General features: G+C 69.5%; 5 protein-coding genes. 3 read left to right on the top strand and 2 right to left on the bottom strand.

The genetic code is table 11. The features are described from left to right. Nucleotides 1-839 precede the first annotated feature (839 nt). Complete coding sequence (locus RDV89_RS04035) at nucleotides 840-2,117, top strand: type IV secretory system conjugative DNA transfer family protein (protein WP_315731496.1); 1,278 nt, start codon at nucleotides 840-842, stop codon at nucleotides 2,115-2,117. Then, the gene (locus RDV89_RS04030) at nucleotides 2,110-2,670 is read left to right on the top strand and encodes a hypothetical protein (protein ID WP_315731494.1); all 561 of its coding nucleotides are present in this window, start codon (nucleotides 2,110-2,112) and stop codon (nucleotides 2,668-2,670) included. The genes RDV89_RS04035 and RDV89_RS04030 overlap by 8 nt, the downstream gene beginning before the upstream one ends. Nucleotides 2,671-2,722: 52 nt before the next feature. On the opposite strand, the gene RDV89_RS04025 is transcribed toward RDV89_RS04030, so the two are convergent. Next, a complete protein-coding gene (locus tag RDV89_RS04025) occupies nucleotides 2,723-3,307 on the bottom strand; it encodes a hypothetical protein (RefSeq protein ID WP_315731492.1) in 585 nt (194 codons plus the stop codon). A gap of 163 nt (nucleotides 3,308-3,470) precedes the next feature. Beyond that, nucleotides 3,471-9,662 carry a MobF family relaxase gene (gene mobF / locus RDV89_RS04020; protein WP_315731490.1) on the bottom strand — a complete coding sequence of 2,064 codons (6,192 nt, stop codon included), beginning with the start codon at nucleotides 9,660-9,662 and terminating at the stop codon, nucleotides 3,471-3,473. Between the two features lie 127 nt (nucleotides 9,663-9,789). Here mobF and RDV89_RS04015 point away from each other — a divergent pair, with 127 nt between their 5' ends. Then, nucleotides 9,790-10,722, top strand: coding sequence for an HNH endonuclease (locus tag RDV89_RS04015; RefSeq protein WP_315731488.1), 933 nt, complete (start codon nucleotides 9,790-9,792; stop codon nucleotides 10,720-10,722). Nucleotides 10,723-10,783 lie beyond the last annotated feature (61 nt).

The raw sequence follows: 10,783 nt of genomic DNA, 5'->3' as shown, positions 1-10,783 counted from the left end.
CAATCACCACCGCGGTCACACCGCACTCGGCGGCCGATCACCAGCCGACCTCGTACCCAACCTGCGTGGACAGAACAACTAGGCACTTCCGGCGACCTCTCTCGACGGCAGCTGAGCTCACGTCTCGCGGAGCTCCCGGCGGATGGCTGTCACTTCGGGATGGCCGATGTGCGCCTTCTTAACGTATGAGGTTCGGACATGGCGGGTCATCTAGGCGTTGGCTGAGGAGCCAAGCACCCAAGCCTGAGGCTGTTCTGCTCGGGGTCCTGCTCGGGGTCTTCGGCCTACTTGCGGCTCCGATGCTGGTCCAAGCAGCCGTGCTGGCCGTATGCGGCTTCGCGTTCGACGAGTCAGTGCCTCTAGAGGAGCCGTTCAGTGGGCTGGGTGGCCTGCTTCGGGGACGGTTTGGTGATGGGCTCGCGCCAGAGCAGCGGCGGGCGTTGCCGCCGGATGCGGCGCTCTGGGCGGTGACCGCGCTGATCGTCGCCGCAGGTGCAGTGTTCGCTGGGCTCTTCGGCGCCTGGGTGGCGCGCCAGCGTTCGTTGGAGGCGAGTGGTGTCGCGGGGCGTCAGGATGCATTGGGTGCCCTCGGAGTTCGTCAACTTCGTGCTCGCGCGGCGACGATTCGACCCGACGTGCACACGAAGTCGTCGGTTCGGATCGGGTGGAGGGTAGGGACGCTTCCGCGAGCGTTCTTGTCCGGGAGCAGCCCTTGTCGGGACCGCAACGCGCTGTGGATCCCTTTCGACCGGACGGCGTGCGTTGTTGGTCCCCAGGGCTCGGGGAAGACGCTGGACGTCCTGGCGCCAACATTGCTCGGCGCACCGGGAGCGGCGCTAGTGACGCTCACCAAGCCGGAAGATCTGTTTCTGACGCTGCGGTCGCGGACTCGCCCGACCGCAGCGGAGGGCGGCGGCGAGCGTCCTGTCGTCGTACTGGATCCGTTCGGCGTAGTGCCGGGGCTTCCACCGCTCGTGTGGGATCCGCTGGCCGGGTGCGCCGACCCTCTAATCGCTGAGCGCCGTGCGAAGGCGTTCGCATCGGGCGTATCGAAGGGTGCGTCCGAGCAGTCGGCGCGGTTCTATGCGGGCGAGTGCGCGAAGGTCCTGCAGGGGTACTTCCACGCCGCCGCTCTCGCGGGTCTCGATCTCGACGACGTCATGGGTTGGGTAGCCGACCCGCGTACGGATCCTCGGGCGGAGGAGATCCTGCGGACCCACCCTTACGCGGCGCGTCATTGGGATGGTCTGCTTCGGGGTGCGCTTTTCGGTGACGAGCGGACGGCCGGGAACACGATCACCACGGTGCAGCAGGCGATGAGTCTGTTCTTCCAGACCTCGATCCGCGAGCGTTGCACGCCAACGCCGGAGCGCCCCGCGACGGACATCGAGGCGCTGATCCGTGCGAACGGCACCATCTACCTGCTGGGCCGGGAGGACCCGTACGCGTCCGCTTCGCCGCTGATGACGGCCGTGACCGAGGACGTACTCGACACGGCGAAGGGGTTGGGCGAGACGTCGCCGTACGGCCGGTTGTGCCCACCGTTCCTCGCGACGCTCGACGAGCTACCGTCGACGGCGCCGATCCCGACGCTGGCGACGCGGATGGCGAACGAGCGTGCGTTGGGGATCTCGTTCATCATCGCTGCGCAGACGTGGCGGCAGCTGGTGCGGTGCTTCGGCGACGACGAGGCGCGGACGATCCTCGGCCTGTCGAACAACCTGATCGTGTTCGGGGGCGGGAAGGACGTGGGCTTCTACCGCGAGCTGTCCGACCTGATCGGGCAGCGCACGGTGATGCGTGAGGGCGAGTCGCGTTCGGGTGGCTGGTGGAAGTCGGAGAAGAGTCGGAACTGGTCGCCGCACGAGACGCCGATCCTGCAGGCCTCCGAGCTGCGCCGGATCCCCGAGCGGCAGGCGCTCGTGCTCTCCGAGGCGCACCCGCCGATCCTGGCGCACCTCGACCGCTGCATCGACAGCCGCTACGCACGACGACGCGGGTGGACGACGCAGCTGATCGAGGATCAGCGGGCGGTGCGACTCCAGGTCGCCGAGGCCCGTGCGAAGCAGTCGCCATCGGCGCAGTACGGCGTGAGCGGGAGCGCGCCGGATGCCTGAGCCGAGCCGGGTGGATCTGTTGGTTCCACGGCTGATTGCAGAGCCCTTCCCCGACCTTCCGGCTGCGGTGGCTGACCGCGTCGTACGGCTCCAGGTCGCGGCGGCAGAGCAGCCGGAGTCGGCGTCTGGTGTCGCGGAGGTCGCGAGTCTGCAGCGTCCGTGGGACCCGGCGACGTGCGAGCCGGACGTCCGGTACGCGGTCTGGTCCTGGGTCGACGAGGTCGCTGCGTGGATCAACTCCCAGCACCTGTGGAGCGTGAACCGTCCGGGTATCCCGGAGTGCTGGCCTCAGCACCCCCACCTCGCGAACGAGCTCGTCGTGGTCGCCTTCGAGAGATACCTGACGTCGTACGCAACGTCGCCGATGAACCTGGCAGAGTGGCAGCGCTCAACGCTCCCGCTGTTCCTGGACCGGATAAGCCAGACCCTCGGTTCAGGGTGCCAACCCGGTCGGCACGTCGAGTCGCCGCGCAGCGAACGCAACCGCACCTATGCGGCACGCGGGGCACGAGAGCAGCGCCGCGACCTCATCGATGTCGACGCGACCTCCTGACGACCATCCGTGTCGTCCCGGGGCGTTCGCGGATCGCACTCACGTCGCGGTGTCAGACCAGGCGGTCCTCGAGGAGGTAGGCGGTGCGGCCCTTGACGTCGAGAAGATCGAGCATCAGCGGTGTGGACGTCCACCGCTCCACCATTGCCAGCGCGGTCCCGATCCACGACGGACCGGTGTCGAGGTCTGAGGAGTCATCGAGCTCGTCGGCGTCGGGGAGCGACCGGAACGGAGCCAGGAAGTCGTCGAGTTCTGCGGCTTCGGGGGGCGCCTGGTCGCCGTACCGCACCTCTTCAGGTCCGATCAGAACGCTGCCGGCCTCCGCGCAGGTGCAGCACGCCATCGCGTTGACGTTCCAGAACGCGCTCGCAACACGACCACCCTCAGCCAGTCGACTCGCTGCAGCGATGACCTCGGCTTCGTTCCCGCGGTAGCCGTTGTCCTCGACCACGACGATGCGGTCCGCCCGAACGTCGAACCAGACGTGCCAGGAATGGGCGTCACCGAAGGGCGGCGGGTCGTACGGGTCGGGGACCGGAGAGGTCAGGTCCGCGCCCCACAGGGCTGCGACGGCGGCCAGGTCGGTCGTGGGGATCACGGTGATGCACGCGGCCGCCAGGCCGTCGCGCTCGAACACCGCGTACGCCTCGACGGCAGCCGTTGCGTCTGCGCTCATCGTTCCCCCAGGAAGTAGGCGACACCCGTCTGGGTGTCAGCATCTCGAGGCATCGTCGCAGCACCTGCTCTCGCGCGGGCCAGATTTCGAAGGGCTTGGCTGTTGGCGGCCCGTCGTGTGCAGCTCAGCGTGGCGGCGCGTTGCCCTGCTCCCCTCCCAAGGGGCGGTGAGCGGTGATGTCGCGTGGTGCGGGAGAAGGTGCGAGCGCACGCGAACGGGAGGGACGAGGCGCCGTGCCCCTCTCGGTGGGCTTGCCCGCTCTCGATCGCGGCGGATCGATACGGCTCAACTCGTCGCTAGTGACGTCGTCGATGTTGTTGTCGCGTCGGGTGCTGTGGTGGAGGACTTCATGTTCGAGGATGCCGGGGGAGAGTCGCAGCGCGTGGTTGACGGCGGCGATGGCCGCGGGCCAGGTCTCGACGGGTCGGGCGGCGATGATCGCGGCGGTGTCGCGGGTGAGTCGTAGGCGGGTGGCGGGTTGTGTCCGGTCGGCGGGTGAGTGGAGCCTGGCGCGGATGAGCGCGTCGCCGAGCGGGATCCGAGCTCGGATCGCGTCGGCGAGCGCGGCTGGTCCTTGTTCGTGGAGGAGGTCGGCGGGGTCGAGCCCTTCGGGCAGGGACAGGTGTGTGGGGTCGATGCCGTGGGCAGTGAGTCGCCAGTAGGCGCGTTGTGCTGCGGTCCAGCCGGCGGGGTCGTGGTCGGTGGCGATCGCGAGGTGATCGGCGATCGCGTCAGATGTGGCTTCATGGGGGCGTGCCCATCGTGTGAGGAGTGCGATCTGGTGGTCGGTGAGCGCTGTGCCGAGGGGCGCGATCCCGACAGCCGCGGCCTCGGCGGTTCCGCCCAGTGAACGTGACGACGCGTGGGCGAGGGTGATGGCGAGTGCGTCGAGGGGCCCTTCGACGAGTACGGGGAGTGCGCCAGCGGTGAGTGGGCGCTGGTTCTCGGCGTACCCGAACAGTGCTTCGGACTTCTTGAACACGGTGGTGGTGCGGGTGTTGAGGTACTTCGGGCCTGCGTAGTCGTGGTCGGTCTTCGTGGGGTTGCGGCGTCCGACGAACCCGACGAGGCCTCCGTCGGGTTCGCGGACCGGGAGGACAAGCCGGTCGCGGAACACGTCGACCCACTCGACATCCGCGCCGTCGCCGCCGTCGGTGCCGTCTTCGCGCCCGGAGCGTCGTTGCTTGACGAGGCCGGCGGCGTGGAGTTCGGCGAGGCTCGCACCGTGGTCGAGGAGGTGGGTGAGGAGAGCTCGTGGTCCGCGTGGTGCGTAGCCGACGGTTGGCCCGGCGTCGCTGAGACCCGATAGGTCTGGGTGGAGGAGCAGCTCGGTGAGTTCGCCGAAGCGGTGGGCGAGGTAGGGGCGTGCCCATCCGCCGCGGATGTCGAGCTGGTCGCGATAGAAGGCTGCTGCCTGCTCGTTGAGATCGACGATCCGTGCTGGCTTGGTGGTCACAGCAACGGAGGCGTCCGCCGGAGGGCTGGGCGGGAATGCCACGGGGGCTGCTGCCTCTGGTGGAGCCGTGACGTTCACGTCCGCAGAACCGACGGGACCTCTGGTGTCGACGGGATCGGCGGACCCGGTGGAGCGGCTGACGCCGACGGTGTGCCGTGGGGGTGGGTCGGTGAGCACCGCGATGCGATGGACCAGGGCTTCGCCGAGTTCGTGGGGTCCGATGGTGTCGGGGAGCGCGTCGATGCAGGTCTGGAGCAGCACTGCTGGCGTCCAGGTGCCACTCGTCTGGTCGTTCTGGTCGGTTCGGTGGGGGTGGCGGGTGGGTGTGGTGGCTTCGTCGATGGCGGCGACGAGTGCGGGCCAGGCGGGGGAGCGGCGTACTGCCTGAGCGTGCGACCGGGGGAGGGCGTTGTCGAGGTCGCCGGTCCAGGTGGGGTGGAGAAGGTCGCCGGCGTGGGGGTCGGTGACGACGGCGGGTCCGAGATGTCGTGCGAGGCGCCACCACAGCGCGGCCGCCGGCGTCTCGCTCGGAAGCGGGCGCGGAGTGCCCGTTACGCCCACGCCAGTGCCGCTGGGGTCAGTGTTGCCGGGGTTGGTGTCGCCGGGGGATGGGGAGCGGGTGGTGACCGCTTCGGCGACGAGGGCTGCGGGGTCGAGGCCGCCACGTTCGAGCTGCGCGAGGCGTTGGCACAGCACCGGTGCCCAGGCGTCGTCGCGGACCGCTGCGGGTAGCGACTGGTACCAGCCGCGTCGCGTGTATTGATAGGTCGAGGTGATCGCGGCCGCGCGGCGTCGCAGGTTATTGCGGTGTTCACCGAGCCGTCCGTACGCCGCGGGACCTGCGGGTTGCGTGTCCTCGGCGGGTACGCCGCGGGCGGCGCGCCACACGGCCAGATCCACCACCAGTCCAGCCGCAGCCTCGGTGGACGTGCCCGTGGCTGTGTTGTTCGTGGTGAGGAGCAGTCGGGCCCATGCGGGTAGGTCACCGGGGCGGGACGGGGTCCAGGCGCGGGTCGCGTTGGCGACGGTGGTGGCGTGTTCACGGACGGCGTCGCCTGCAGCGGTGAGGTAGGGGCCCCAGTCGCTGTCGTCGGCGAGTGCGTCGGGGATGCGTGGCAGCCATGCGAGCGGAGCATCGGATCCACGCGCGTGGCCTGCAGGCTGGGAGTCGTGGAGCGTTGCGAGGCGGTGGTCGAGGACGGCCGCGGGGTCGCGAGCGTCTCCGAGCGGCGCGGCACGGAGGAGTTGCTGCAGCAGTTCGGCGGCGCGATGGCTGCGGATGGCTGTGCGACGGGCGAGCTCGGCGGGGGTGAGGTACGCCGAGGACAGTCGGAATCGCGGCCGACTCGGACTGCCCAGCGTCTCGCCGGCGTCTTCGTCGTGGGGCGTGTCGAGGGCTGCGAGCGCGAGGTGGGAGCGCAGGGTGGGCCAGGCGGGAGCCTGGTCGAGGCCGTGCCGAGCAGCTAGGTCGTCGAGTTCGGCGAGGGTGGTGTCGCCGAGGACGCGTTCGGCGGCGTAGTGGACGGCGTCCTCGTATCGCCCGGCGGCGGCGTGCAGGAGAGCAGCTGGGTCGTTCGCAACGGCGAGCTCGGACTTGGCGGAGCGGGCGGATCCGTCCCTACCCAGAATGGCGGTGAGCTGCTCGACGGGTGTCGGGGGTCGCAGGGTGTCGGGGTGGAGGGCGGTGTGAGGGTCTCCGTCGGTGCCGGTGGCGAGGTAGACGTGGTTCGAACTGCGGCCGCGGGTGAGGGCGACGTAGAGCAGGTTGCGGTCCTCTGCGCCGGTCAGAACCGTGTGGGACGTGTCGACGGTAAGGCCTTGGGCGCCGTGGATGGTGGTCGCGTACCCGAGTTGCACGTGCTCGCGGACGTACGCCGCGGGCAGCGTGACCGCTCGGCCGTGCTGGCCGTGGGCCAGGCTGAGACGCCCGTCGGCGTGCACGCGGGTGATGGTCCAGCGGTCGCCGTTCTTCACCCAGTCGCTCGCGGTGACGCGCAGGGCGCGGTCGTTGCGGCGGGTGATGACGGTGTCGGCGACCGATGCTTCGGTGCCGTCGTCGAGCTCAACCATCGGACCGCCTGGGTCGGCCGGTCCGGTCGTGCCGTTCCTCTGGCCGGTCTGGAGGGCTTGGAGGCGGTGGGTGCGGGCGCGGGTGTTGAGTTCGGCGACGAGGTCGCGGGTGGGTGCGAGCATCACCGAGGCGCGTCCGGCGGCGGTGTCGGTAGCCCAGGCGTTGAAGGTGTGGTCGAGGGTGTGGCCGGTGTCGCCGACGTGGAGGCGGTCGTGGTCGGCGTAGAACCCGACGGAGGTGGGGTCGCCGTCGCGTACGGCCAGCGTCGCTGCTGCTTCGGCGGGATCATGGAATCGCATGACTTCGGTGAGCGTGACCGCCCCACCAGTGGCTTCGGTGGTGGCGATGTCGCGCAGGATCCCGCTGGCTTCGACGGCGGCGAGCTGACGGTCATCGCCCACGAGGCGGATGCTCGCGCCCCGCTCAAGCGCGAACTCGGTGACGACAGCGAGGTCGCCGGTGGGGGCCATGCCGGCCTCGTCGATCACGATCAACGTCTCCGGACCGATGCCCCTGACCCACTCGGGTGCTGCTGCTCGGGCGGTCTGGTCGGCGTCGGGACGGATGTGGTGGACCAGTTTCGCGAGCGTGTCACTGATGCCAGCTGAACCGATCGCTTCGGCGAGCTGCTGCGCGGCCGCCGCGGAGGGCGCTAGACCGATCACGGTGGACTCGGTGGTGCTGGGCTGGTCGGGGAGACCAGTGGGTGTGCGAGGAGGGGGTGTGGTGGTGGTCCAAGCGCGGGCGAGGACGCTGATCGCGGTGGTCTTCCCGGTCCCGGCGGGCGCGAGCGCGAGTTGAATCCGCCGTCCGGAGGTGGCCAACTCCCGCACAAGGGACGCTTGGGAGGCGTTCAACGTCACGCCGTTCGCAGTCGATTCGGCGAGCGCGATCTCGACGCGGACGTCACTGACCCGTGTGCCGTCGGTCCGTGATGCGGCGTCGAGAACGACCCGTTCGGCGTCGAGCACGGCGCGGGAGGTGAACAGCTGCGACCCGTGGACCGAGTACACCGACGCCCCGTCGGGCCGCTTCAGCGCGAGCGGCGTGTGCTCGGCGACGGTCGTCTCGATGTCGGGGCGAGCGTCGACCGGCCGTGCTCGGTCGACCGTCGGTGGCCGGTCGGGGACGCCCCCGATGGCCACTGAGTGCTGCTCGAGGGCGGCGTCGACGATCAGGTCGCGCACGACTTCTAGGTCCGCGACCCCCGTACCGTCCCCACCCATACGCGGGCTGGCGGTGAGGTCGTGGCTGCGGATCTGGCGCATCGCCTCGGCCCTGAGGTGCCAGACCTGCCACGTCGAACGGTCGGCTGCGACGCGCTCGACCACGTTAGCGGCGATCCGCTGTACAAGATCAGTGCTGATCGTGAGTACAGCAGGTTGGTGGGGAGGCCAGTCACACTGCCGGTTGAGCGCGTGTCCAAGCATCGCCTCGACCGCGCCGCTGCTTCCGAGGACGGTCTCTGCCTCGGCTCGCCAGGTCGTGCGTTGCTCGGCTTCGGAGCGGGGTGCGTGCTTGGCCTGCCGGGTCTCGAGCGTGGCTTGTTGTGCGAGGGCGAGGGACTCGACCGCGGTCGGCGGACGACCCTGCGCCTTCTGGAACCCGGAGGCGAGCTCGCGGCGTCGGGTCTCGATCGCTGCGGAGCGTGACGACCACGCCTCCGCGAGCCGTGGATCGACCCCGACGACCTCACGCACCTGCCGCCGACCGCGACCGATGGCGGCGTCGATGGCGGCCGACGGCTCGCCGGTGGGGGATCGGGTCGGACTGCGGTGGGTGCCGCGGTGGGTGCCGCGGTCGGCGAACCGGACGCCGAGTCGGGACACGAGTTCGGCTTCGAGGAAGGTGTTGTACGACTCCGACAACGCGACTGTGGCTTTGTGCAGGACGCGTCCGTCGATGGCGAGCCAGCGGCCGGTCTGGTCCTGGACCTTGTTCGAGATGGCGACGTGGGTGTGGAGGTTCGGATCGCCAGCGCGTGAGTCGCGGTGCGTGAACAGGGCGGCGATCATCCCCCGGGTCGCGACCTGCTGGACGCCGTTGCGGCCACGGCGGGTGAACAAGACCTCCCGTTCCAGATAGGCGAGCGTGCGCTCCACGGCGGCGTCGTGCGCTGCTTCGACCTCAAGTGCGGTTGTGGGGTCGGCGAGTGCCCACAGCGTGGAGACGCTCTTGACCGGCGTGAATGTGAGGTCGTAACCGGCGACGGCGTCGGTCTTCTGCCGCGAGACCCGTGCGAGGAATCCGGCACGTTCGCGATCGCCCAAGGGCGCGCGACCGTGCTCGACCACGAACAGCTCGTCTGCGAGCGCCGTCCGGATCCGTGCCCGCACCTCGTCGGGGACCGGCGTGTTCCACGCCCGGCCCTGGCTGGCGTTGTGCTCGCCGTAGCGTCGGGCGAGCTCGCAGTGGAAGCTCGGTGCGCCATGGACCGCGAACAACGCGCCCAGCTGGGAGGCGCGCATCGCCGCTCGGGTGGTGCCGCCGGCATCGATGACCGCCATCTCGAGCCGATCAGCGTCGGGGTGACGACCCTCGCCGAACAGGTTCAGCATCTGCCGCTCGGCCACCACCGACCCCACGAACGCCCTGCTGCCAGCCCCTTCGCCAGCACTGTCGGTGTCGAACGCGGCGCATCCCGAGCCCCACCACCGGCCCGGGGACTCGCCCTTCTCGGAGTAGTAGTCACCCAGGCCCGTGGTGCCGCGCTCGGTCGCGTCGTGGGCCGCGACCTGCCGGGTCAGGTACGTGTACCCGTCCCCAGCAGTCAACTTGTGCAGCCCCATCACACACGAAGAAGCAGACGATCACGGCCGCGAGGTGCCGTGGGGCGAGTGGTGAGATCCGACGATGCAAGAGGTGTGACGGTTCGATGCTGGCAGTCTTGTCGGAGGTCGCCAGCAGACTGCTGGCATGGAGGACCAGAGCAACGTCTCGGCTACCGGTGGACCAGGGACGGGTCGCGTCCGGGCTGAGGTGATCCGCGCAGAGGGCCGGCGCGCGGCAGGCGGTACGCCGGGGATGCGGGCGATCGAGCGGCTCGACCTACGCCATCCTGACGGCCACTCCATGAGTTGCGCGGCGCCGGATCCGACGGGCGAGCTCGCCACGTTCGAGGTCCTGGAGACCATTGCGGGTGGCGGATTCGCGATGGGGCCCGGCGAGCCGTGGATGTGCCCCATCTGTCTGGACCCCACGGCCAGCGAGCGAGAGCATGTCCCGCAGCGGGCCCTTGGCGGCAGTGCCGCGACCTTCACCTGTGAACGGTGCAACAACGGCCTTGGATCGAAGGTCGAGGTCGACCTGCAGCATTGGTTCGACCACACCCTGGTCGGCACGACGATCGAGCACGACGGGCCGGTGCCTGGCTACCGTCACCTCTCGCCGCTGAGATACACCGTCGCCTCGGACGGGCGGTTCGGAATCTTCATGGACGGTGAACTCACCGACGATGCGATTCGGATCATCGAGGCGGGTGAATGGAGTCTGAGATATCGACTGCCCGACGAGCGTCGGTACCTCCTCGCGCTCCTCAAGCACGCCTACCTTGCTGCGTGCCTCTACCTGCGAGGTGTTCCGGACACCGCGAGCGTCCGAGCTATCCGGAGTGATTTGATCATGGCACGGGATAGGAGCCGTAAGGATCCTCTTCCCGTCAGTAAGGCAGCCCGCAGTCTTCGGGTCTATCGCGGCGCTCGCTCGAACGCAGGTGCTCCTCTTGCCCTCGTCGCACATGTTCCGGGTGGCGGGGTGGACCCCGAGGTGTGTCTGTCCATTGCGGGCGCGTTCGCAGTGTCGTGGCCGTTCGACGACGTCTATCCCGGACGTTGGTACCGCAACCCGTGAAGGTCGGCCGACCTTCTCTTGGCCGGGCGGGATTCGGATCCCTCATTCGCTCGGGCCGGTA

Source organism: Nocardioides imazamoxiresistens (assembly GCF_032378595.1).
Classification (GTDB): Bacteria; Actinomycetota; Actinomycetes; order Propionibacteriales; family Nocardioidaceae; genus Nocardioides; species Nocardioides imazamoxiresistens.
Note: the sequence above shows the minus strand (reverse complement) of the source record. Positions and strands in the feature narration are given on the sequence as shown.